This window comes from Kitasatospora sp. NPDC058184 (assembly GCF_042883725.1).
Classification (GTDB): domain Bacteria; phylum Actinomycetota; class Actinomycetes; order Streptomycetales; family Streptomycetaceae; genus Kitasatospora.
This window is the reverse complement of sequence record NZ_JBHVVE010000009.1, coordinates 104,385-127,965: the sequence shown is the minus strand read 5'-3', so window position 1 is coordinate 127,965 and position 23,581 is coordinate 104,385. Positions and strand designations below refer to the sequence as shown.

Sequence of the window (23,581 nt, the reverse complement as noted above, 5' to 3'; positions counted from 1 at the left end):
GTGGACCACGGAGGTTTGCGGTGGCGGACAGCGGCGCGGAGCGGGCCTTCATCGGGTCGTTCACCTCGGAGGGCGGGCGCGGGATCGTCCTGGCATCGCTGGATCCGGACTCGGGGGCGCTGACCGCCACCGGTGTCGTCGAGGCCGTCGACCCGTCCTACCTCGCCCTCGGGCTCGCCGCCGGCGGACCGGTGCTCTACGCCGTCTCCGAGACGGAGCCGGGCGCCGTCACCGCCCACGACCTCGCCGGTCCGGCGCCCCGCCCGCTCGGCGCCCCCGTCCCGGTGGACGGGGACCACCCCACCCACCTGAGCCTCAGCCGGGGCCACCTGCTGACGGCCAACTACGGCTCCGGCAGCGTCAGCGTGCTGCCGCTCGCCGACGACGGCACCCCGCGGCCCCCGGCCACCGTGCTGCGCCACCGGGGCAGCGGGCCGCACCCGGACCGCCAACGGGCCCCGCACGCCCACCAGGTGCTCCCCGACCCGTCGGGGCGCTGGGTGCTCGCCGTCGACCTCGGCACCGACGCGGTGCGGGTCCTCGCCCTGGACCCGGCGACGGGGGCGCTCACCGTGCACGCGGAGACCGCGCTGCCGCCCGGCACCGGGCCGCGGCACCTCGCCTTCCACCCCTCCGGCCGGCACGCGTACGTGCTCGGCGAGCTGCGCCCCGTCGTGACGGTCTGCCGCTGGGACGCGGCGGCCGGGGCGCTCGAACCGGTCGCGGAGGTCCCGCTGTTCCCGGACGGCGTCGAGGGCCCGGTCTCGCCGTCGGCCCCGGTGGTCTCCCCCGACGGCCGGTTCCTGTGGGCGGCCGAGCGCGGCACCGACACCATCGTGGTGCTCGCCCTCGACGCGACGGGCGAGCGGGCGCACGTGGTCACCTCGGTGCCCTGCGGGGGCCGCTGGCCGCGCGACCTGGTGCTGGGCCCCACCGGCACCCGGCTGTACGCGGCGAACCAGCACTCCGGCGACGTCACCTGGTTCGACCTGGACGCCGCCACGGGCGTCCCCCGCCGGGCGGGCTCGCTGGCCGTCCCGGCGGCGTCCACCGTCCTGTTCGCCTGACGCGCGGGCCCCGGGCCGGGGAAGCGGCCCGGGGCCCGGTGCGGGCGCGGCGGGATCAGCCGTCGCTCTCCGGCGAGGGCAGGTAGGCGCCGGGCACGTCGTCCGGCGCGAGGATCGTGCTCTCCCCCGGGTACGGCGCGGTCCAGTTGTGCGTCTGGTACCAGACCAGGTGCTCCATCTGCGCCGGGTTGGCGTGGTCGGCCACGGCGTTCGGGCCGGTCAGCCGCTGGTGCGACTTCCAGGCCTCCCACCGGTCCACGACCGGCTGCTGCGCGGCCGGCGGCGCGGTCGTGACCGGCGCCGCCGCCCGGAGGTCCTGCTCCCCGGGGACGTCGAGGCCGCAGGAGGGCGGCGTCTTCAGGCCGTCGGTCAGCGAGGTCCGGTTCGGCACCGCGGTGAACGGCGTGTAGTCCGGCCGGTCGGTGAAGGCCCCGGTCATCGGGCTGGCCGCGCTGTCCTTCTGGTTCATCGGGTGGATGCCGAGGATCTGCTCGATGGTGCGGACCATCGTGATCTGCGAGTAGTAGCGGCTGTCCACGGCCCCGTGCTGCGCCCAGGGGCTGATGATCTGGATCGGGGCGCGGTGGCCGTCCACGTGGTCGAGGCCCGCCTGGGAGTCGTCCTCGACGACGAAGATCGCCGAGTCCTTCCAGTACGGGCTGTGGGTGATCTCGTCGACGATCCGCCCGGTCGCCAGGTCGTTGTCGGCGACCTGCGCGGCCGGGCTGGCCGGGCCGCCGGTGTGGTCGCTGGACAGCCAGAGCATGTTGAGGTTCGCCGGGCCGTTCCGCTCGAAGTCCTGCTTCCAGACCTGGTAGCGGTACAGGTCCGGCACGTCGGTGTCGAACCTCGGGAAGCCGGGCACCGAGACGCTGTTGAGCGAGGGGATCGGCGAGGAGGACTTGAGGGCGTAGGCGCTGCCCTGCCCGGTCGCGTCCATGGTCCTGGCGTCGCAGTACAGGTTCTGCCAGGTGGCGTCGGCGGGCTTGTCCAGGAACTGGTGGAACTCGCCGAAGTCGCGCACGGTCTTCCCCGCCGCCTGCGCGCCCGTCCACAGGAAGCCGGAGCGCTGGTGGCCCAGGGCGTCGTCCTCGGTGTCGTAGCTGCGCTCGTACTCGCCGGCCGAGGACTCGGTGTACTCCGGGTTGTCCGCCTGCATCAGCCAGTTGTGGCCCTCGGCGGAGTTGGTGCCGATGTCGTAGGTGTTGTCGTAGAGCCCGAACTGCTCGGCCAGGGCGTGCTGGTTGGGCGTCACGGCGGCGCCGAACTGGGCCAGCTTCGGGTCGCCGTCACCCTCGGCGACGTCGCCGAAGACCTGGTCGTAGGTCCGGTTCTCCTTGACGATCAGGAAGACGTGCTTGATCGGCGACGGGTCGCCGATCCGCTTCGGCACCACCTCCTCCTTCGCCTTGTGGCCGTTCGCGAGCTTGACCGCGTTGTTCGTCCAGCCGTTCTGCTGGAACACCTTGGCGGTCTGCGCGCGGATCACCTTGTCGCTCGGCAGCGTGAACCGGGTGAGGCTGGAGGTGGTGTCGTGGGTCTTGTGGGCGCCGGTGCTGTTGGGCCGCCGGGCGTCGATGCCACGGGTGTTGGAGACGATCACCTCCGAGCCGACGGTGGCGACCTCCGCCGGGAAGTAGTCCGTGGGTAGCAGGCCGACGTAGCTCACCGGCTCCTGCGCGCCGGCGAAGCGGTAGACGGCCACCGCGTTGGCCCGGCCGAGGGTGACCAGCAGCCGGCCGTCCTCGGTGAGGGTCACCGCGGTGGGCTCGTAGCCGACGGAGGCCTCCGGCCAGGGCTTGGTGGAGACGGTCTGGACGACCTTGTCGTGCGCGGTGTCGATCACCGACACCTCGTCGCTCGCGGTGTCGGCGACGAACAGCACCCCGTTCTTCGCGTACAGCGCGGTCGGGTGCAGGCCGACGGCGATGGAGCCGACGGCGGCGGCCGGGTCGGCGAGGTCGATCACGCTGACCGTGCCGGTGGTGGTGGCGGCGGTCGCCGGGTCGGCCGGGACCTGGGTGCCGTAGGAGTTGATCGTGGTGTCCCCGGCGGTGGCCGTGCGCCCGCCCTCGTTCGAGACGTACAGCTTCCCGCCGACCCGGACGACGCCGCGCGGCGCGTTGCCGACCGTCCAGCTCCGCTGGACCGCGCCGGTCGCCGCGTCGATCGCGACCACCCGGTTCTGCCCGTTGACGGCGGCGTACACCGTCGAGCCGTCGGCGGAGAACACCGCCCCGGAGGCCAGCGCGTGCTTCTCCCCGTCCGCCGGGATCTTCACCGCCACCGGGGCGGCGAGGGTGCCGTCGGGCTGCACGGTGAACCGGGTGTAGCCGTCCAGCTGGCCCAGCCACAGCTGCTTGCCGTCCGGCGAGTAGACCGGGGACTCCTGGCCGACCGAGCCGTTGGGGATGCGCAGTTCATCCGCCTTGTTGGTGCCGACGCGCTGCTTCACCTTGCCGGTCTTGAGGTCCACCACGACCAGCGCCGCGTCGCCGTCGGTGACGGCGGCGGCCAGGTGGGCGCCGTCCGGGCTGACCGTGGAGCCCATGATCTTGCCGTTGTCCAGGACCTGACGGCTGCCGTACGGGGCGAGGTACTGGTCGCTGGAGATCACCAGCCCGTTCTCGGTGGTCTGGCCGACCTGGTCCTCGTCGAACTGGTGGGTGCTCGCGAAGGCCGTGCCGGTGGCCACGGCCACCGCCGTGACACAGGCGGTGGCGAGTGCGGCCCTGCGGCCCACCCGGCGGCCGAGGAGGACCACGTGGGCGTTCCGGCTGCGTCGACGACGCGTTACCTGCATGGCGTCAGCCCTTCGTTGAGTTCGTCGTGCTGGTGGGGGAAGCGAGCAGTGCGACCTGGCCGTCGAACTGCCAGAGCGGGTTCGGCGCGTCCCCGGTCGGGGTGCGCACCAGGAAGTAGCCGTTCACTTCCTTCGGGCCGTCGCCGTCGGCCGTCAGCCGTCCGTCCGAGGCCACGTCGAGCTGGTAGACCGCCGTCCCGGGCGCGTCCGTGCCGGGCAGGTGCCAGGTGACCACGCAGCGCCAGTCGTTGCCCGGGCCCTCCGGCTCGACCTGGCCGTCGCCCCGCCGGCAGTCCGCGGTGGCCCGCAGGTCGGCCTCGGTCACGGCGGGGCGGTGCAGCTGCTCGGTCTGCAGCCGGTACAGGTGCGCGAACACGGTGGCGACCTCCTGCTGCACCTTCGCCTGCGTGATCCCCGAGCCGCTGGAGGGGGTGGCCACCGCGAGCGCGCCGGTGGTCAGCGCGAGCAGCCCGGCCAGCGGCAGCACCCCGGCGAGGAGCGTGCGGCGCCCCACCCCGTCCTCGCTGCCGGTGGTGAAGTCCCGCCGGACGAAGAGCAGGTAGGCCGCCGCGGTGGCGGCCGCCGCCCAGAGCAGGGCGACCGCGACGGCGATCAGCGGCTCGTCGAGCCGGCCCGGGTCGGCGAACAGCCCGTTCCAGGCGACGAAGGCGTACCCGGGCAGGGCGAGGCGCAGCGCCACCGGCAGCGGCAGCAGCTGGGCGAGCTGCATCGCGACCGCCGCCAGCGCGGGGACCAGCAGCCCCATCGGCGAGCGGCCCAGCAGGACGGAGCCGAGCAGTCCGAGCGCCGCCAGGGCCAGGGTCGGCGCCAGCGCGCACGCCCAGGCCAGCAGGACGCTCACGGCCGCGTCCGACGGCGCCAGCAGGTGTCCGTCCACGCCGACCAGCGGCTCGTCGCCGACCGCCGCCAGCCCGCCGACGGTGCTCGACGCCGCCAGGCCGGCCGTCAGCAGCACGATCACGGTGGCGCCGGCCAGCGCCTTCGCCGCGAAGATCCGCCGCGGCGAGCGGACCGTCACCAGCAGGTGCCGCCAGGTCCCGAGCCGGTCCTCGGCGGCGAACACGTCGCCCGCGACCACCGAGGTCAGCAGGGGCAGCGCCCACGAGCCGGCGAAACCGAGGACCACCAGCGGCCCGGCCCAGCCCGTGGCGTGCATCCAGCGGCCGAACAGGGTGTCGGAGGGCAGCGTCCCCTGCTGGGCGACGGCGGCCGTGAACAGGCCCGGCGCGCTCCAGCAGGCCAGCACCAGCAGCCTGATCCGCCACTGGGAGAGCAGCTTGACCAGCTCGAAGCGGTACACCCGGCCCACCGGCACCGGGCGCTCCCCGGGGGCGACGCCGGCGGCGGCCGCCGCGCGTCCGGCCGTGACCGTGCTCGTCCGCCCGCCCCGCTCGATGACTCCCTCGCCGCGCTCGCTCATCGTCCGTCCTCCTGTTGCTCGGTCAGGGCGAGGAACGCCGCCTCCAGGGGCGGGACCACCGGGGCGACCTCGCGCACCCGGACGTCCGCCCGCACCAGCGCCGCCACCAGCTCCTCGACGGCCGGGCCCGGCGCGCGCACCACCAGCGCCCCGGCCGCGCGTCCCGTCCCGGCCTCCGCCGCGACCCGCACCCCGGCGACCCGGGCGGCCACCCGCCGGGCGGCGGCCGGATCGGAGGTGAGCAGCCGGTGGTCGAGCGCGCGGTCGTCCGCGGCCAGCTCGCCGAGCGGGCCGGAGAAGCGGACCCGTCCGGTCGCCAGGATGGTGACCTCGTCGCAGAGCGCCTCCAGGTCGTCCATCCGGTGGCTGGAGAGCACCACGGTCACGCCGTCGGCGGCGAGCCGGCGCAGCGCCCCGTGCACGTGCTGCTTGCCCGCCGGGTCCAGGCCGTTGGACGGCTCGTCGAGCACCAGCAGCCGGGGTTCGGTGAGCAGCGCCGCGGCCAGTCCGAGGCGCTGCCGCATGCCGAGCGAGAAGCCCCGCACCCGGTCGTCGGCGACGTCGCTGAGCCCGACCTCGGCCAGCACCTCGTCGATCCGGCGGGCCCGGCCGTCCTGCCCGCGCAGCGTCGCCAGCGCGGCCAGGTTCCGCCGTGCGGTCAGCGACGGGTAGAGCCCGGGCCCGTCCACGAAGCCGGCCACCCCGGGCGGCGCGGGCCGGGCCCGGCCGACCGGTCTGCCCAGCACCTCCAGGTCGCCCTCGTCGGCGGCGGCCAGTCCGAGCAGCAGCCCGAGCAGCGTGGTCTTCCCGGCGCCGTTGGGCCCGGCCAGTCCATGGATCCGCCCGGGCGCGAGCTCCAGTCCGACGGCGTCGAGCGCGACGACGTCGCCGAAACACTTCGTCAGTGCCCGTGCGCGTACGGCAGGTTGGTTTTCCGTCATGGCTCCTTCTCGCGGTTCCCCAGGGAACCTAGGGGGTTGACCGGGCGCCGTCAGGTGCGCCCGGTTGAACTCCGGCGGAACAGCAGCGGCCCGCGCCGTGGCGGTCCTGCGAGCATCCTGCGGGCGCACCGGGTAGAAACCTTCACATGAAAACGGATATCGTTTCGCTGGCCGGGCACGATCCGCCGGGCCCGCGCCGGACCGGTTGCGGAGCCTGGTGAACATGACAAACATGGGCGGAAGGCGAAGCCTCGAATGCGCACGGACACGGCGGGAGTCGGGATGCGAGTGGACGCCGCTCTGGCCGGGACCTGGGTGGACCGCTGGGAGCGCCAGCAGGAGCGGTACGCGGTGGAGCGCGAGGAGCGGTTCACCGTCATCGCCGACGTACTGGAACAGACCGTCGGCCACCGCGCACGGCCGCTCGTCGCGGACCTCGGCAGCGGCCCCGGCTCGCTGTCGGCACGGGTCGCGGCCCGCCTGCCGCACGCCGAGATCATCGCGGTCGACATCGACCCGCTGCTGCTCGCCCTCGGCCGCGCCCGGCACCCCCGGGTCGCGCGCTGGGTCGAGACCCTGATCGGCCGCCCCGGCTGGATCGGGGACCTCGCCCTCGACCACCCGCTGGACGCCGTGGTGTCCACCACCGCGCTGCACTACCCGCCGCCGGACGCCCTGCTCGGAATCTACCGCGACCTCGCCGGCGCGCTGCGGCCCGGCGGCGTCCTGGTCAACGGCGACCACCTCATCCCCGAGGAGCCGCCGCTCGCCGAACTCGCCCTCGCGATCGGCCGCCGCCGCGCCCAGCGCAAGGGCACCGGCGCCGCCGAGGACTGGTCCCAGTGGTGGGCCGCGGCCGGGCGGGTCCCCGAGTTCGCCGACCTGCTGACGGCCCGAGAGCGGCAGCTGCCCCCGACCGACGGCCCCGGCAACGGCCTGTCGGCCGCCCGGCACGGCGAGCTGCTGCGGGAGGCCGGCTTCCGCCAGGCCGGACCGGTGTGGCAGTACGGCACCAGCTCCGTCCTGGTGGCCCTGCGCTGACCCCGCCCCAAGTGCCCATGCAGGAAGCCGGGTTCCGCATGGGCACAGTCTTTGCGAGGGCGTGACAGAAAGCGCCCTGTTGATCACCCAGGGAAACAGTTACCGTTTCCCTCGGTCGCCGACGTCCCTGCCGCGCACGCCTCACGCCGACTTCTCACGGAGAGCTGGTTTCGCATGCGGTCCTCACCGCTGTATCTCGAACCACGGTTGGAGCCCCCGCTCCGGTCCCTCCTGGCGGAACGCGACCTCCTGCACACCCTGACCGACGCGCTGGGCTCCCCCCTCAACCTGCTCCTGCCCGAGCAGATCGCGGACAACCTGGCACGCTTCCGGGCCGTCTACCGCAAGCACCGCCTCACCGGCCGGATCCACTTCGCCCACAAGGCGAACCGCTCCAGCGCCCTGGTCCGCCGGCTCGCCGCCACCGACGCCGGACTGGACGTCGCCTCGCTCGCCGAACTCCAGCACGTGCTCGGGGCCGGCTGCCCGCCCGAGCGGATCATGGCGACCGGCCCGAAGAACCGCGAGTACCTCTGGCTGGCGGCCCGCACCGGCGCCACCGTCCACCTGGACTCCCGCGCCGAACTCGACGCCCTGGCCGGCCTCGTACGCGCGCACGCCCTGCCCCCGGTGCCCGTCATGCCGCGGCTGTCGGGCTTCCGGGCGCCGGGCACCACGGTGCTCACCCGGCCGAGCCGGTTCGGCACCGACGTCGCCGAACTCGACGGCCTGCTCGACGCGTTGGAGCGCCACCGGGACGCCGTCGAGACCACCGGCGTCGCCTACCACCTGGACACCACCGGCGTGCCGGAGAAGGCCGTCGCCCTGGAGACCTGCGTCACGGTGCTGAACGAGTGCCGGCGCCGGGGCCTGAACCCCCGCACCATCGACATCGGCGGCGGGTTCGGCGTCAGCTACCTGGCGGACGCCGCCCAGTGGGAGCGGTACACCAGCGAGCTGACCGACGCCGTCCTCGGCCGGCGCCCCGCCCTCACCTGGCAGGGCCACGGCTACGGGCTGCGCGCCGAGTCCGGCCGGCTGCGCGGCGCCCTCGGCCTCTACCCGGCGCACCGCCCGGTGGCCGCCGAGGCCTACCTGGACGAGCTGCTCTCGACCCCGGCGCCCACGCTCGGCCGGCCGCTCGGCACGCTGCTGCTGGAGAACCTCTACGACCTGGCGGTGGAGCCCGGCCGGGCGCTGGCCGACCAGTGCGGGGCGACGCTCGCCCGCGTCCTGGAGGTCCGGCAGACCCCGACCGGCGAGCGCCTGGTACGGCTGGAGATGAACGCGCGGGACGTGGGCCTGGAGGAGCACGGGGTGCTGATGGACCCGTTGCTGGTCCCCCGCCCCGGCGCCCCGGCCGCGCCGGACGGCTCGGAGGGCCCGGACTCGCCGGACGGCCCGGTCGGGGTGTACCTGATCGGCAACCTCTGTCTGGAGACCGACCTGATCACCCGCCGGACGGTCTTCCTGCCCCGCCTCCCCGCCCCCGGCGACCTGCTCGCCTTCGCCAACACCGCGGGCTACCTGATGGACTTCAGCGCCGGCTCGGCGCTGCGCCAGCCCGTCGCGCGCAAGGTCGCCGCGTACCGGCAGGACGGCGCCTGGCGGTGGAGCCTGGACGAGCAGTACTGGCCCGTCGACGTGACGGCGGGCGCGGAACACCGGGGGGACGGACACGCATGAGGTACGACAGCATCACCGACGCCATAGGCAACACCCCGCTGGTCCGGATCGACCCGGCGGTCACCGGCCTGCGGCACATCGACCTGTACGCCAAGCTGGAACTGCTCAACCCCTTCGGCTCGGTCAAGGACCGCGCCGCCTGGAACATGACCCGCGAGGCGATCCCCGGCGCCGTCGAGCGCGGCGACACCGTCGTGGAACTGTCCAGCGGCAACACCGCCAAGGCGCTCGCGCTCATCGCCGGCCTGCACGGACTGCCGTTCAAGAGCGTCACCAACCGGATGCGGGTCCCCGAGATCAAGGACCTGCTCCTGCTGCTCGGCGCCGAGATCGAGGAGCTGCCCGGCCGCACCGAGTGCCTCGACCCGACCGACACCGACGACCCGCTCACCCGCATCCACCGGATGCTCTCCGAGGCGGAGTCCGGCTACCTGCACACCGACCAGTACTACAGCCGGCTCAACCTCGACGCCCACCTCACCGGCACCGGCCCCGAGATCGTCCGGGACCTCGACGGCCGCGCCCCGGACCACTTCATCGCCTGCGTCGGCACCGCCGGCTCCTCCACCGGCGTGGCGGCCGTGCTGCGCGCCCACGACCCGGCCGTCGACGTGCTCGGACTGGTCGCCCACAAGTCCGACTTCATCCCGGGCATCCGCACCATCGACGAGGTGCACGAGGTCGGGCTGTTCGACCCCGCCACCTACGACACCATCGCGACGGTGACCGCCGACCAGGCCATCGACGGCATGCTCACCCTGGTGCGCCGCTGCGGCCTGCCGGCCGGCCCGACCGGCGGCGGCGCCTTCTTCGGCGCGCTGCGCCACCTCCGCTCCGTGGACGAGGAGTTGACACAGCGGGGCTCGGGCGAGCGGCGCACCGCCGTGTTCATCGTCTGCGACCGGGTGGAGAGCTACCTGAGCTACATCCGCAAACGGCGGCCCGAGCTGTTCAACCAGCCCGCCCGGCCGAACACGGTGGCCACCGTGACGCCGGCCGAACTGGCCGCCGCCCGGGTCGTCGAGGTCGACGCCGCCCGGAAGTGGATCGCCGAGGAGCGGCCGCTGGTGGTCGACCTGCGCGGACCGGCCGCGTACGCGGCGCTGCACATCGAGGGCTCGGTCAACATCGTCGACGAGCTGTTCGACGAACTCCTGCACGGCGGGCTGCCGTTCGGCACCCGGCAGCCGGTGCTGCTGGCCTGCCCGGTCGGCGAGAAGTCGGCGGTCTACGCGGCGCTGCTCACCCGGATGGGACACCTGGACGCGCGCAGCCTGGCCGGCGGCGTCATCGCCTGGCGCGACGCGGGCGCGCCGCTGGTCCGGGACTGAGCGGGGCCGGCCATGACCACCCCCGACGAAACCCTCGGCGAACTCCACGACTGGCACCGCGCGTTGCGGGACCAGTTCCCCATCGTCACCGGCCACCCCGACCAGGCGTACCTGGACAGCGCGGCCACCTCGCAGAAGCCCCGGGCGGTGCTCGACACCGTCCAGCGCTACCTGACCACCGCCAACGCCAACGCCGGCCGCGGCACCTACACCTGGGCCAACGCCACCACCGCGCTGGTCGACCGCACCCGCACCCGGGTCGCCCGCTTCCTCGGCGACCCGGCCCCCCGGCAGCGCTCCGGCGTCCACTTCGTCAGCGGCGCGACCGAAGGGCTGCGCGCGGTGGCCCGGGACTGGCTCCCCCACCACCTGCGGGACGGCGACGAGATCATCGTGCCCTTCGCCGACCACGAGGCCAACGCGCTGCCCTGGCTGGAGGCCCGGCAGCTGCTGGCCGACCGGGGCGTGCGCGTCACCGTGCGCGAACTGCCGTACGACCCCGCCTCGCAGGACTACGACCACCGGGTGCTGGCCCGGCTCGTCACCGAACGCACGGCGTTCGTCGCCGCCACCCACGTCCACCACGTGTACGGCGCCGACATGAACGTCCACCGCATCCGGGCCGCGGTCGGGCCCGAGGTGCCGATCTGCCTGGACGCCGCGCAGAGCGTCGGCCACCTGCCGGTGGACGTCGGCACCCTGGACGTCGACTTCGTGGTCTTCTCCGGGCACAAGGCGCTGGCCCTGCCCGGCACCGGCGCGGTGTGGGCCCGCAACACCCGGGGCCCGGCCTTCACCCCCGGCGGCTGGGCCGGCACGCCCAACACCGCCGGGATCGCCAGCCTGGAGGCCGCCCTGGACTGGCTCGACGCCGCCGGGCCGGACCGCATCCGGCGGTGGAACAGCGCGCTGGCCGCCCGGCTCACCGACGGGCTGCGGACCCTGGCCCCGTACGAGGTCCTCGGCTGCCAGCGGAGCCTGGCCGCCGACTCCGAGGTCCAGCGGCGCGAGGGCATCGTCACCTTCCGGCACCGCGGCATCGGCTCCAACGACCTGGGCTTCATCCTCGCCAGCCACGGCCTGATGGTGCGCGCCGACGGCCACTGCCAGGCGCGGGCCGGCGAGAGCGAGAGCTCGGTGCGGGTCAGCCTGCACGTCTACAACTCCCCGGAGGAGGTCGACCTGCTGCTCTCCGTGCTGCGCGGGCTGTAGCGGCCTCGGTGCCCCCGAGTGGCTTCGGTGGCTCCGTATCGTGCCGGCGGCGGGGCCGATCCGCCCCGCCGCCGGCACACCGCTGCCCCGGGCTCAGCGCAGGCCGGCGAAGAGGTCGTTCTCCGGGAGGGCCGCGCCGGTGGTGTCCCTGACCCGGACGAAGGTCTCCACGCCCATCAGCTCGGTGAACCGCTCCTTGCCCATCCGCAGGAAGAAGATGTTGTCCCCCTGGCTGGCGTGCGCGGCCAGGGCGTCGAACTTCCGGCCGCCGAAGGCGGTGGTGTCCACCCAGGTGCTGATCTCCTCGTCCGGCAGGCCGATCTCGGGCAGCTCGGCAGCCTCCACCGGCTCCACCGGCTCCACCGGCTCCGACTGCTCCCCGTCGGGGCCGGACTCCCGCATGACCTCCCCGAACCGCCGCACCGCCGAGTGCGGCACCGTCGTCCAGTAGACCTTCGGCGACAGGTCGACCAGTTCCAGCGCCGCCACCGTGATGCGGTGGGCCTGGATGTGGTCGGGGTGGCCGTAGAACCCGTTCTCGTCGTAGGTGACGACCACGTCGGGCTGGTAGTGCCGCATCAGTTCGGCGAGCCGGGCGGCACCGTCCGCCACCGGCGTGTTCCAGAACGAGCCGGGCGCGTCGTTGCTCTCCCAGCCCATCATCCCGGAGTCGGCGTACTCCAGCAGCTCCAGGTGCCCGACCTCCAACACCTCGCAGCTGGCCTCCAGTTCCTTCCTCCGCATCGCGGCGACGGCCGCCGGGTCGTGCCCATCCTCGCCGGGCTTGACCCCTCCCGGGCCGTCGCCGCACCTGCCGTCCGTACACGTCACGAGCACCGTACGGATGCCCTCCGCCGCGTACCGGGCCAGCACACCCCCGGTCCCGCTCGCCTCGTCGTCGGGGTGGGCGTGCACTGCCATCAGCGTCAAAGGCCGGTCAGCCATGAAAATCCATCCTCAGATCCGAACAGTTCTCGCCCCAGTCTGCGTCACACGGACGGGTGACCGCTGCCAATATCCGGTGCGGCGGCGGCCGCCCGGCGGCCGGGGTGACGGGCCGGGACGGGGCGGTCCTCCTACGATCGAGGCGACAGCGGACCCCAGGGACGGGCAGGTTCCCATGACCGACGACAGCACCAGCGGGATCGACCGGTCGAAGCCGAGCATCGCCCGGGTCTACGACTACCTGCTCGGCGGCACGGACAACTTCGCCGTCGACCGCGAGGTCGGCGACTTCTTCCTCCGGGAGCTGCCCGGCTCGGTGGCCTTGCCGTTCGCCAACCGGCAGGCGCTGATCCGCGCTGTGGGCGCGATGGCCGGCGACGGCGTCCGCCAGTTCGTCGACCTGGGCAGCGGCCTGCCCACCTCCGACAACGTGCACCAGGCCGCCCGGCGGCACGACGCCGGCGCCCGCGTCGTCTACGTCGACAACGATCCGACCGTGCTCGCCCACGGCCGTGCCCTGCTGGCCGCCGACCCCCGCACCACGCTGGTCCGGGCGGACCTGCGCGAGCCGGAGGAGATCCGCCGCCATCCCGAGGTGCGGCGGCTGATCGACTTCGACGAGCCGGTGGGGGTCGTCTTCAGCGCCGTCCTGCACCACCTCGACGACGCCGAGCGGCCCGCCGACCTGGTGCGCTGGTGGGTGGACCGGGTGCCCTCGGGCAGCCTGGTCTACGTCTCGCACTTCCGCTCCGTCGGGAACTCCGGCGGGAGCTCCGGCGGGACCGAGGAGGGCCGCCGCGCGGAACAGAAACTGCGGGAGAGCTTCGGCCGCGGCCGCTGGCGCACCGACGAGGAGATCCTCGGGCTGCTCGACGGCCTCGATCTGCTCGAACCGGGGCTGGTGCCCTGCCCGCTGTGGCGTCCGGAGCCCGCCGGCACCGGCGGGGTGCCGGCGGACGAGGGCGACCTGTCGGTGTGGGAGCGACTGATCTCCTGCGCGCTGGCCCGCAAGCCCTGAGCGGCGGCGGGTCAGGACAGGTAGTCCTCCAGTCCGCCGTCGCGCCGGGTGTCCAGGGTGACGCAGTGGAAGCCGCCGCCGAGCACCCGGGAGTGCCGCAGCCGGTGCGGCAGGACGGTGATCCCGGCGTGCTCCAGCAGCTTGATCAGGCCCTCCTGCTCGGACTCGACGATCGCCGTGTCCGGGGAGACCATCAGCAGGTTCATGCTGATCCAGCTCTCGCTGAGCGCGTGCTCGGGCGCGTCGCCGGTGGGCTCGGCCGGCGGGCACCACAGGACGTCCCAGCCCTTCAGCGGCTCCGGGACGGTCTCCGGGCTGATCCGCTCGGGGTTGAGCAGCACCAGGCCCGGGCGCAGCAGCGCGATGGTGCTGTCGATGTGGGTGTAGCCGTAGATGTCGCGCAGCGGGTGCAGCCGCAGGCCGCCGTCGCCGAGCAGGCCGAGGGTGGACTCCAGCCACCGCAGGCCGAGTTCGTTGCCGCTGCGGGAGACCTGGTAGAACACGTCCCGGCCGAGCCGCAGCACGTTCGCGGCGTCGAAGACCGGCTCGGCCTCGCCCAGCAGCGGGAGGCCCGCCTCGTCGAACTCGAAGAGTTCGTCGCCCAGTTGCGGCCGGGGGGCGGCCAGCCAGCGCGCGCCGCGGCGCAGGTAGTCCTGGAAGAGTCCGCGCAGGCCGAAGGCCTCGAAGTAGCGCTGCCGCATCGGGCTCGCCACCTCGATCAGCGTCTCGCCGACGACCAGGGTCAGGTCCCGCGGACAGTAGGAGTGGAAGCCGCCGTCGGCGTTCCAGAGCGGGGAGGCGAACTCGGCCGCGTGGTCGACCGGATCGGGCCGGTGGACGGTGACGCCGAGGCCGCGCAGGGTGGCCACCAGGTCGTCCAGGTCCTCCTCGGTCTCCTCCACGACCTGCCGCGAGTAGGGGCCGGCCTCGATCGAGGCGAGGTCGGCGGCGTTGGTCTTCGGGAAGCAGGACAGCCAGGAGGACGGCTCGGTCTGCTCGGGCAGCCGGGCGCCGACGGCGGTCCCGACCACGATCTCCCGCAGTGTGGTGAACTCGTCCCAGCTCTGGACCGGACGGGCCGAATCGGACATGACTCTCCCTTGACACGGGTTTGGGGGAAACACGGAGACGACGGCGGAGGCGACGGCCTGGAACCGTGCGGACGGATACGCCGGACCGGCTCCGGCCGGCCACGACGTACGGGAAATCACCGGCGGGGCAACCGAGTTCGCCGCTACGAAGGGCCGGGATCGATCGTCAAGCTACCCGGACGACCGACGGCGACGCAAGGACCGTGATCGGCACCGGGAACACCCCGCCGACCGGCCGCCCGTTGTTCGACCCCCTCCCTCCGACGCTGATCAACACCGGTGGGAGGCCCCGCGCCCCGGACCGGCGCTCACCACCGCCAGGCCCGGCGGATCCGGCTCCCGCCCGCCAGGGCCAGCAGCGCCCCGCCCGCCGCGGCGACCCCGGCCACCGCCAGGTTCTGGCGCTGCGCCCGGCGCCGGTCGGCGACGGCCGCCCGGGACGAGGCCGCCAGGAAGGCCCGCTCGACCCCGGCCGCGGCCAGCTCGCCGGCCGCCACCCGCCGCACCAGCTCCTCCAGCCGGACGCCCCGGTAGAGCAGTTCCGGGTCCTGGTCGGCGGCGGCCCAGCCCCGCGCGGCCGCGGTGAGCCGGCACTGCTCCCCCAGCGCCTCCCGGCCCTCCGCCAGCCAGTCCCGCAGCCGGGGCCAGGCCTGCGGCAGCGCCTGGTGGGACAGTTCGACGGTGTCCCGGTCGACCACCACGAGCCGGGCCCGGACCAGCCGCTCCATCACCTCGGGCACGCCGGGATCGTCGAACTCGGCCCGCCGGGCCGGCTTGCGGGTGCCCTCGTCGCCGCCCGGCACCAGTTCACCGCCGGGCAGCGGCCCGCCACCCGGCGCCAGCCCGTCGCCCAGGGCCGCCGGACCGCCGGCGGCGTCCTCTCCGGCCCCGAGCAGCTCCCCGCCGAGCCGCAGGAACACCGCCCGCGCCCGCGCCTGGTCGGGCGCGTCCAGCCCGTTGTAGAGCGCCTCCGCCGTCCGGGCCAGCGCGCCCTCGAACCCTCCGGTGGCCTGGAACCCGGCCAGGGTGAGCGCGTTGCCGCTGCGCCGCCGCCAGGTCTCCAGCAGGGCCGCGGACAGCAGCGGGAGCGCGCCCGGCTGCTGCGCGGCGGTCGAGATGAGGACGGCCAGCAGGGCGCCCTCGACGGTACAGCCGGACCGTAACGCCGGTTCGGTGATCGCCCGGCGCAGCTCGTCCGGCGCCGGACGCCCCACCGGCAGCACCCCGTGGCGGCCGGCCTCGGCCAGCCCCGGGTGCTCGGCGAGCAGCGGGCCGCACTGGTCGGAGCGGACCACCAGCACCACCCGGCACCGGGCCGGCGCCGCCACCGGCAGCCCGTCCGACGCCCCGTCCGGATCGCCCGCGGCGGTCGCCACCAGCGCGTCCAGGAAGCGCGCCCGCTCGGCGGCGTCCCGGCAGCGGGTGCGCAGCTGCTCGGCCTGGTCGACCACCAGGACCGGGTCCCCGGCCGTCGGTCCGGACCCGCCGCGCCTCGTCTCCCCGGCCCGCTGCCCGAGCCGGGCGAGCGCGAGCGCGTACGCCTCCATGGGTCGTTCACCGGGGGTCAGCAGCGCCACCGGGACACCGCCGTCGGCCGGGGGCCGGCCCGCTCCGCCCCCGGCCCCGGGTCTCCCGGTGGTGGCGCCGGCGACGGCACCGGTGGCGGCGGGCGCACCGAGCCGGGCCAGCAGACCGGCTCTGACCAGCGAGGACTTGCCCGCCCCGGACGGCCCGGAGACGATCACCAGCCGCCGTTCGGCCAGCAGGGCGACCAGCCGGTCCAGCAGCGCCTCGCGGCCGAAGAACCGCTCGGCGTCGGCCGCCTCGAACGCGGCCGCGCCCGGGTAGGGGGCCCGTCCGACGTCCTGGGCGCGCCGCCGGGCGCACTGTTCGGCGGCCAGTTCGGCGGCGAGCAGCTGCCAGCGGTGCCGCCACTCCCGCACGTCCCCGCCGCAGGCCTGCACGTAGGCGAGGGTGACGGCGAGGCTGGGCAGCCGCCGCCCTCCCGCGGCCACCGACAGGCTGGCCGCCGAGCAGTGCGCCCGCAGGGCGAGTTGACGGTACGGCGGACGTCCGGCGCGCTCCCGCAGGGCCCGCAGATCGCCCGCGAAGCGCAGCAGCGGCCCGTCCCCGGGGTCCAGTGGACTTTCCCGACGCGGCACGACGGCCCCCCTTCTCCGTTGAAGCGGTGTCCTGAAACCTTGAGTGCCCACGCGCCACACGCGCCGCGTGCGCCTCGTGTCCATCCCCCCGTTGATTCATCATGCACAGGACCGTTGGCGTCAAACAATGGTGCGTACGGGTCGGTTGTTCCGAGTTGATGTTCAATGTCCAGCCGTACGGCGCCGAACAAAGCCGGTGGGATAGAACCGGAACCCGCAGCCCTCGCTGACTTCGGAGACATCCATGAGGTTCACGCGGTACTGCCGTTCCCTCCTGTCCACACCCGCGATGGCGGTGGAGCGGTACACCAAGAGCCACCAGTCCGGGGCCGACATCGCCATGGTCGATCTGGAGGATTCGGTCCCACCCACCCGGAAGGAGGAGGCCCGCCGGCTCGCCGAGGAGTTCTTCGCCCTCCCGTCCACCAAGCTCGCGCGCAGCGCGGTGCGCATCAACACCCTGTCCGGGCCCGACGGTCTGCGCGACCTGATCGCCATCGCCCGGTACCGGGTCAAACCGGACCTGGTCCTGATCCCGATGACGGAGTCCCCCCGGGACATCGAGATCGCCGCCGGCGCGCTCGGCGCGGACTGCCCGGAGACGGAGTTCCTGGCCGTCGTGGAGACCCCGCTGGGCATCGAGAACGCGCCCGCCGTCGCGGCCGCCGGGCACCGGCTGCGCGGGCTGGTCTTCGGCTCGGCCGACTACGCCTTCGCGGTCGGCGCCCGGCTCTCCTGGGAGGCCCTGGCCCACGCCCGCGCCCGGGTGGTCAACAGCGCCCGCGCCGCGGGGGTGGAGGCGATGGACGCGCCGTTCTTCGAGGTCACCGACCTCGACGGGCTGCGCCGGGAGGCCGGGCTCGCCCGGGACTTCGGGTTCAGCGGCAAGATCGCCGTCCATCCGCGCCAACTCGAGCTGATCAACGCGACGTTCAGCCCCGACGAGGAGCTGCTGGCGCGCGCCCGCCGGGTGGTCGCGGCGGGCCTGGAGAACGGCCGCTCGGTCACCGTGGTGGACGGCGTGATGGTCGGCATGCCGTTCTTCGAGGCCTCGCAGCGCCTGATCGAGCAGTTCGACCCGCCCCGGCCCGGCGGACCGCACGACCCGCAGCACCACGCGCCCACCGACACCCCGAACCACACGACGGAGAAGTGACGATGACCGAAGAATCCATCCTCGGCCCGCGCCGGTACCGCAACGCCGAGGCCATGCTGGCGAGCGCCGACCCGGTCTGGCAGGCGGCCGCCGCCAACGGCCTGATCGGCGTCACGGTGGACTCGGAGTCCAACAACCGGCTGACGGTCCGCGAGACCGGCCACGAGTTCGCCAACATGGTCTCCTGCTCGTACCTCGGCCTGAACAACCACCCCGCGGTCCTGGCCGGCGCGGTGGACGCGCTGACCGAGGCCCGCGGCACCTCGCTGGTCCTCTCCACCACCAGGATCCGGCACAACCTGCTGGTGCGGCTGGAGGAGGAGCTCGGCGAGCTGTTCGGCGCGAACATCCTGCCGGGGGCGTCCTGTACCACGCTCACCGCCGGCATCCTGCCGCTGATCGCCTCCGGCCACCTGGACGGCACCTGCCAGGGCGGCGGCGGCCCCAGGGTGATGGTCTTCGACCGCTTCTGCCACTTCTGCATGGCGTACATGAAGCCGATCTGCGCGGACGAGTCGCTGGTGCTGACCTGCCCGCACAACGACCTGAACTACCTGGAGGACATCTGCCGCAAGTACCCGCGGGTCGCCTACGTCGCCGACGGCGCCTACTCGATGGGCGGCACCGCGGCCCTCGACGGGCTGCTCGAACTCCAGGACCGCTACGGGCTGTTCCTCTACATCGACGACTCCCACTCGCTGTCCATCGCGGGCGAGCGCGGCGAGGGCTACGTCCGCTCCCGGCTGGAGATGAACCCGCTGACGGTGATCACCGCCAGCCTCGGCAAGGCCTTCGGCACCAGCGGCGGCGTCGCGATGCTCGGCAACCGGGAGCAGTTCGAGTTCCTGCACCGGCACGCCGGCCCGATCGGCTGGTCGCAGAACATCCCGCTGCCGATGGTCGGCGCCTCGCTGGCCAGCGCCGCCATCCACCGCTCCCCCGAACTGGCCGAGCTCCAGGGCGCGCTGGCCCGCAACATCGAGCTCTTCGACGAGCTGCTGCCGACCACCTTCGCGGGCAACGGCCTGCCGGTGCGCCGGGTCGACGTCGGGGAGGCCGAGCGGGCGGTCAAACTGTCCGCCCAGCTCTTCGAGCGCGGCTTCTACAGCTCCGCGGTGTTCTTCCCGATCGTGCCCAAGGGCGAGGCCGGACTGCGGCTGATGCTGCGCGCCGACATGGACGAGCGGCTGATCCGCGAGTTCGCCGGCCACGTCAAGGAACTCACCGCCGACCTCTAGGACCCGGGAGCGACCGCCATGGAAGGAACCGAACCCGCCGGCTACCGGCGGATCGGCGAGCGCCGCTACCGCGAGGTGGTCGGGCGCTACTACGAGGAGTTCGAGGTCGGCGAGGTGGTCGAGCACCGCCCCGGACGGACCGTCACCGAGCTCGACAACGTACTGATGAGCATGCTGAGCATGAACGACGCCCCGCTGCACATCGACGCCGCCTACAGCGCCCACACCCCCTGGGGGAAGCCGATCGTCTCCAGCCTGGTGACGCTCAGCATCGTCGGCGGGATGACCGCCCGCTCGACGAGCGGGCGCACCATAGCCAACCTGGGCTGGGAGAACATCCGGATGACCCACCCGGTGTTCACCGGCGACACCCTCTACGCGGAGACCGAGACCCTCGCCAAGCGGCTCTCCAAGAGCCGCGACGGGCAGGGCATCGTGAGCTGCCGCACCACCGGGACGAAGTCCACCGGCGAGCCCGTGGTGGTGTTCGACCGCAGCTTCCTCGTCCCGCTGCGCGGCCACGGCCTGGACGAGGTCGCCGGGTACTGACGCCGTGCCCCGTCGTGGCGCGGCACCAGGCCCGGCGGCTGAAGCCGTCGGGCCCGGTGTCCCCGGACGCCCGGTCCGGATCGGGTGCGGAGCTACCGGCGGGCGCCCTCAGCGGCCCGGCGTCAGCCGGTAGGGGTCCGGGGCGGAGCCCATGTCCGGCTCCGGCTCGTACGCCTGCTCCTGCGGGTGGCGGCGGGCCGCCGCGCGCCCCGGGCGGACCGGCCACCAGATGCCGCGGCCGAACAGCGCGGCCAGCGCGGGCACCAGCACCACCGACAGCAGGAAGGCGGAGAGCAGGATGCCGAGCGCCAGCGCGAAGCCGACCTGACGGCTCGCCGGGGTGGCGGCGAGGGTGGCGAAGGAGCCCGCCAGCACCAGGCCCGCCGTCGCGATGGCCGGGGCGGTGTGCCGCACCGCCCGGGCCACGGCCGCGCGGGCCGGCCCCGGCTGCTCCATCTCCTCCCGGATCCGGTCGCTGATCAGGATGTTGTAGTCGGTGCCGAGCGCGACGACGAACAGGAAGAGCACCAGCGGGAGCGTGAAGTTGACGCCCGGCTTGTCCAGGCCGTGCTGGAAGAGCAGCGCCGAGGCGCCGAGCGTGGCCGCGAAGCAGAGGCCGACGGAGACCATCAGGACCACCGGCGCCAGCAGGCTGCGCAGCAGCATCAGCAGGATCAGCGCGATCAGCGCGGCCGCGACCGGGAAGACGAGCCGCAGGTCGTGGTCGACGGCCTTCGAGATGTCGGCGAAGACCGCCGGGGTGCCTCCGACGTGGGCCGTCGTCCCGGCGGGCGTGTGCGCGGCGACGGCGGCCCGCAGCGGCCCCGAGACCACGTCACGGGCCTGCTGGGACTGCGGGTCCGCGGTCAGGTAGAGGTCGATCCGGGCGGCCCGCCGGTCGTCGGCGAGGACGGTCCCCGCCACCTGCCCCACGCCCGCGACCTGTCCGAGCGCGCGGGACAGGCCGTCGAACCGGTCCGCGCCGAGCGTGCCGCCGTCCTTGGCGGTGAGGTAGACGGTGGTCGGGTCCGACACACCGGCCGGCAGCGCGCGGGAGATCTCGGCCGCGGTGGCGGCGGCGGCGGTGCGCGGGCCTTCGGCACCCTGGCCGTAGTCCATCCTGATCCCGACCGTCCCGAGGGCCAGCGCGCCCAGTGCGGCGACGGAGGCCACCGCCAGGGCCAGCGGCCGGCGCGCCACCAGGCCGCCAAGCCGGGCCGACACGCCCTCGCGCGGCCGGCTCTGGAGCGCACGGGAGGGCCAGAACATCCCGCGTCCGCAGGCCGCCAGCAGGGCGGGCATCAGCGTCAGGCTGCCCAGCAGCATGACCAGGACCGAGACGGCGATGGCCGGGCCGAGCACCCGGAACTGCCCGAAGCTCGCCACCCCGAGCGTGGCGAAGGCCGCCACGATGGTCAGCGCCGCCGAGGTGATCGCCGTGCCCACCCGCCCCGAGACCTCCGCGGCCACGACCCGGACGGGCGTTTCGGGTCGCGCCCGCAGCTGCTCACGGAAGCGGAACAGCAGGAACAGCAGGTAGTCGATCCCGATGCCGATCAGGACCACCTGGATCAGCGACGGGGTGCTCGGGTCGATCCTGATCCCGGTGAGCATCGCGGCGCCGACCACCGCGCCCAGTGCCACGCCACCGATCAGGGCGACCGCGAGCAGCGGCAGCAGGGCCGCCAGCACGCTGCGGAACACCAGCACGTTGAGCAGCACGATCAGCCCCATGGTGAGGGCTCCCATGACCTTCGCCATGGTCTTCCCGTCGTCCTTGGTGTCCACCGTGCCGGCCAGGCCGCCGGTGAAACCGGTGCGCAGCCCCGCGTCGTCGAACTGGGCCCGCGCCGAGTCCCGGAAGGCCCGGAAGAGGTCCTGCATCCCCGGCTCCTCGGGGTTGCCGACCAGCCCGACGGAGAGCAGCTCGAAGCTCTTGTCCGGTGCCACCATCGCCGGGGAGACCGCGGGGGTCTGCGAGTGGTCCCGCGCCAGGAAGGACGGCCCGTCCTCCTCCTTGGGCTTCGGCATGGTGACCCGCTGCCGGCCCAGCTTCTCGGCCAGGGTGCCGATCCGCTGGTGGTCCGCGGCGCTGAGCGGGCCGCCGTCCGAGCGGGCGACCAGCACGGTCACCGTGTCGGCGTCGGGCTTCACCCCGAACCTGTCCTCGGCGATCTTCAGCGCGGCGGCCGAGTCGTAGCTCGCGGGCAGGAAGTCGCCGACCCGGGTCTGCGTGACGCGGAAGATCAGCGCCCCGCTCAGGGCGGTCAGCGCGACACCCAGCACCGTCCAGAGGGCGATGACCTTCCATGGGTTTCTCGTCGAGAATCCGGTCAGGGCGCGGATCAAAGTGTTCTCCTGCGTGTCGACTTGCGGGTGGACTCGGCACCGGGTTCCCGGCCGGTCTCCAGACGATCACGCGGCACCCCCCGGATTCGTCCGGGCACAGGATGAACGGAAGCGGGGCCCCAGGGTCCGGCAGCCGTCCGGGACCAGGACCGTGGTCCCGGTCCCGGACCCGCCTCAGGGGCCCCGTCGCGGCCGGTCGGTCGGTGCCAGAATGGGTCGATCACCACAGCCCGGCCGCGCCGCACCGGTCCGGCGGGCCACGAGCAGGGAGACGCACAGATGCGCCGGCGCCGACACCCCGAGCAGCCGATCTCCGGCGGGCCGCCGGCCTCCGACAGGCTGCCGGGCGCCGACAGGCCGAAGGGCGGCGACGCGGTGCCGTGGACGCGTGACGACGCGCTGGTCGCCGTCGCCGCGGCCGCCCTGGACCTGGTCGGCTACTCGCTCGGCAGCGTGAGTGGCGACGGTGGGCCCGGAGGCGGCGGTGCCACGGCGCTCGGCGTCGTCCTCATCGTGCTGCCGGCCCTGCCGCTGCTCTTCCGGCGCAGCCACCCGGTGTCGGCGCTCGCGGCCGTACTGGCCCTGGGCGCGGCGGAGAACCTCTCCGCACCGCCGTCGACCCACTTCGGCTTCGCCCTCTCGGTGGCCCTGTACTCGGTGGCCAGGGTCCGCACCGCCCCGGTGACGGCGCTGATGTCCGGCGCGACGGCGGTGGTGACGCTGCTGAACCAGAGCCACGGGCGGCTCCCCACGGGGGCGAACGTCCTCTCCGCCGTCCTCGCGGTCGCGGTCGTGGTCGGCACGGCCGTCGTGGTCAACCGCTGGCAGCAGCAGGTGGCGGCCCACCGCAGGCTGCTCGCCGACCGTGCGGTGGCCGAGGAACGACGCCGCATCGCACGGGAGTTGCACGACATCGTGGCCCACCACATCACCACCATGCAGCTGATGGCCGGCGGCGCCCGGGCCAACCTCGGGGGCGACACCGAGGTGGTCCGCGACGCCCTGGTGACCCTCGAGTCCTCCGGGCGGATGGCCCTGCGCGAGATGCGCCAACTCCTCGACGTCCTGCGGGCCGACGAGGAGCCCGAGGCCGTGCCGAGCCCGCCCCAGCCCGGCGCCGACGACCTCGACCGCATCGTCGACGAGTCCCGGCTGGCCGGCCTGCCGACCGAGTTCGAGGTCAGCGGCCGCCCGCGACCGCTGCCCCCGACGGTGGGCCTGACCGTCTTCCGGATCGTCCAGGAGTCCCTCACCAACACCCGCAAGCACGCCGGCCCGGCCAGTGCCCACGTCCGGCTGACGTACCGTCCGGACCGGGTCACCGTCGAGGTGCGCGACGACGGCGCGGGCACCGGGACGGGCCCGGCCGGGGCCGCGGGCGGAGCCACCGCCGGGGCGGCGGCCCGGACCGGGCACGGCCTGATCGGCATGCGCGAACGCGTCACCCTGCACGGCGGCACGCTGGAGACCGGCGGGCTCGCCACCGGCGGCTACCGGGTGGCCGCCAGCCTGCCGCTGGCCCCGGGCGAGGCGGAGGAGGCGCTCCGCTGA

17 protein-coding genes are annotated in these 23,581 nt (G+C 74.2%); 10 read left to right on the top strand and 7 right to left on the bottom strand.

The annotated features are described in order from the left end of the window. Positions 1–20: 20 nt before the first annotated feature. Positions 21–1,067 carry a lactonase family protein gene (locus ACFVXH_RS19010; RefSeq protein ID WP_387825171.1) on the top strand — a complete coding sequence of 349 codons (1,047 nt, stop codon included), beginning with the start codon at positions 21–23 and terminating at the stop codon, positions 1,065–1,067. Between the two features lie 55 nt (positions 1,068–1,122). Here ACFVXH_RS19010 and ACFVXH_RS19005 read toward each other — a convergent pair whose 3' ends face one another. From ACFVXH_RS19005 to ACFVXH_RS18995, 3 genes are read right to left on the bottom strand one after another with little or no spacing between them, the layout of a single operon-like run. Continuing rightward, the gene (locus ACFVXH_RS19005; RefSeq protein ID WP_387825168.1) at positions 1,123–3,870 is read right to left on the bottom strand and encodes an alkaline phosphatase family protein; all 2,748 of its coding nucleotides are present in this window, start codon (positions 3,868–3,870) and stop codon (positions 1,123–1,125) included. A 4-nt stretch (positions 3,871–3,874) separates the two neighbouring features. Then, complete coding sequence (locus ACFVXH_RS19000) at positions 3,875–5,311, bottom strand: ABC transporter permease (protein ID WP_380779837.1); 1,437 nt, start codon at positions 5,309–5,311, stop codon at positions 3,875–3,877. Further along, on the bottom strand, positions 5,308–6,252 hold the full coding sequence (locus tag ACFVXH_RS18995; protein ID WP_387825165.1) for an ABC transporter ATP-binding protein: 945 nt from the start codon (positions 6,250–6,252) through the stop codon (positions 5,308–5,310). Before ACFVXH_RS18995 ends, ACFVXH_RS19000 begins: the two co-directional genes overlap by 4 nt. A gap of 282 nt (positions 6,253–6,534) precedes the next feature. Here ACFVXH_RS18995 and ACFVXH_RS18990 point away from each other — a divergent pair, with 282 nt between their 5' ends. From ACFVXH_RS18990 to ACFVXH_RS18975, 4 genes are all read left to right on the top strand, one after another. Continuing rightward, positions 6,535–7,293: a class I SAM-dependent methyltransferase gene (locus tag ACFVXH_RS18990; protein ID WP_387825162.1), complete on the top strand. Its 759-nt coding sequence runs from the start codon at positions 6,535–6,537 to the stop codon at positions 7,291–7,293. A 174-nt stretch (positions 7,294–7,467) separates the two neighbouring features. Further along, a complete protein-coding gene (locus tag ACFVXH_RS18985) occupies positions 7,468–8,979 on the top strand; it encodes a Y4yA family PLP-dependent enzyme (protein ID WP_387825159.1) in 1,512 nt (503 codons plus the stop codon). Then, the gene (locus ACFVXH_RS18980) at positions 8,976–10,310 is read left to right on the top strand and encodes a pyridoxal-phosphate dependent enzyme (protein WP_380738265.1); all 1,335 of its coding nucleotides are present in this window, start codon (positions 8,976–8,978) and stop codon (positions 10,308–10,310) included. Before ACFVXH_RS18985 ends, ACFVXH_RS18980 begins: the two co-directional genes overlap by 4 nt. A 12-nt stretch (positions 10,311–10,322) precedes the next feature. Next, on the top strand, positions 10,323–11,522 hold the full coding sequence (locus ACFVXH_RS18975) for an aminotransferase class V-fold PLP-dependent enzyme (RefSeq protein ID WP_387825156.1): 1,200 nt from the start codon (positions 10,323–10,325) through the stop codon (positions 11,520–11,522). Positions 11,523–11,615: 93 nt separating this feature from the next. Here ACFVXH_RS18975 and ACFVXH_RS18970 read toward each other — a convergent pair whose 3' ends face one another. Then, on the bottom strand, positions 11,616–12,467 hold the full coding sequence (locus ACFVXH_RS18970) for a PIG-L family deacetylase (RefSeq protein ID WP_387825153.1): 852 nt from the start codon (positions 12,465–12,467) through the stop codon (positions 11,616–11,618). 175 nt (positions 12,468–12,642) lie between these two features. Here ACFVXH_RS18970 and ACFVXH_RS18965 point away from each other — a divergent pair, with 175 nt between their 5' ends. Then, a complete protein-coding gene (locus tag ACFVXH_RS18965; protein WP_387825150.1) occupies positions 12,643–13,485 on the top strand; it encodes an SAM-dependent methyltransferase in 843 nt (280 codons plus the stop codon). Positions 13,486–13,496: 11 nt separating this feature from the next. On the opposite strand, the gene ACFVXH_RS18960 is transcribed toward ACFVXH_RS18965, so the two are convergent. Next, on the bottom strand, positions 13,497–14,576 hold the full coding sequence (locus ACFVXH_RS18960) for a scyllo-inosamine-4-phosphate amidinotransferase (RefSeq protein ID WP_049656002.1): 1,080 nt from the start codon (positions 14,574–14,576) through the stop codon (positions 13,497–13,499). A 308-nt stretch (positions 14,577–14,884) separates the two neighbouring features. Then, a complete protein-coding gene (locus ACFVXH_RS18955; RefSeq protein ID WP_387825147.1) occupies positions 14,885–16,738 on the bottom strand; it encodes an ATP-binding protein in 1,854 nt (617 codons plus the stop codon). 244 nt (positions 16,739–16,982) lie between these two features. On the opposite strand from ACFVXH_RS18955, the gene ACFVXH_RS18950 reads away from it, so the two are divergent. The 3 genes from ACFVXH_RS18950 to ACFVXH_RS18940 are packed head-to-tail and all read left to right on the top strand — an operon-like array spanning position 16,983 to position 19,681. After that, the gene (locus ACFVXH_RS18950; protein ID WP_117486016.1) at positions 16,983–17,894 is read left to right on the top strand and encodes a CoA ester lyase; all 912 of its coding nucleotides are present in this window, start codon (positions 16,983–16,985) and stop codon (positions 17,892–17,894) included. Between the two features lie 2 nt (positions 17,895–17,896). Continuing rightward, a complete protein-coding gene (locus ACFVXH_RS18945) occupies positions 17,897–19,132 on the top strand; it encodes an aminotransferase class I/II-fold pyridoxal phosphate-dependent enzyme (protein ID WP_199823146.1) in 1,236 nt (411 codons plus the stop codon). A gap of 18 nt (positions 19,133–19,150) precedes the next feature. Further along, complete coding sequence (locus tag ACFVXH_RS18940; RefSeq protein ID WP_049655810.1) at positions 19,151–19,681, top strand: MaoC family dehydratase; 531 nt, start codon at positions 19,151–19,153, stop codon at positions 19,679–19,681. A 108-nt stretch (positions 19,682–19,789) separates the two neighbouring features. Here the strand turns inward: ACFVXH_RS18940 and ACFVXH_RS18935 are convergent, their stop codons facing one another. Beyond that, positions 19,790–22,030 (bottom strand): MMPL family transporter, encoded by a 2,241-nt coding sequence (locus ACFVXH_RS18935; RefSeq protein ID WP_387825142.1) that lies wholly within the window; start codon positions 22,028–22,030, stop codon positions 19,790–19,792. Between the two features lie 279 nt (positions 22,031–22,309). Here ACFVXH_RS18935 and ACFVXH_RS18930 point away from each other — a divergent pair, with 279 nt between their 5' ends. Continuing rightward, the gene (locus ACFVXH_RS18930) at positions 22,310–23,581 is read left to right on the top strand and encodes a sensor histidine kinase (protein ID WP_387825139.1); all 1,272 of its coding nucleotides are present in this window, start codon (positions 22,310–22,312) and stop codon (positions 23,579–23,581) included.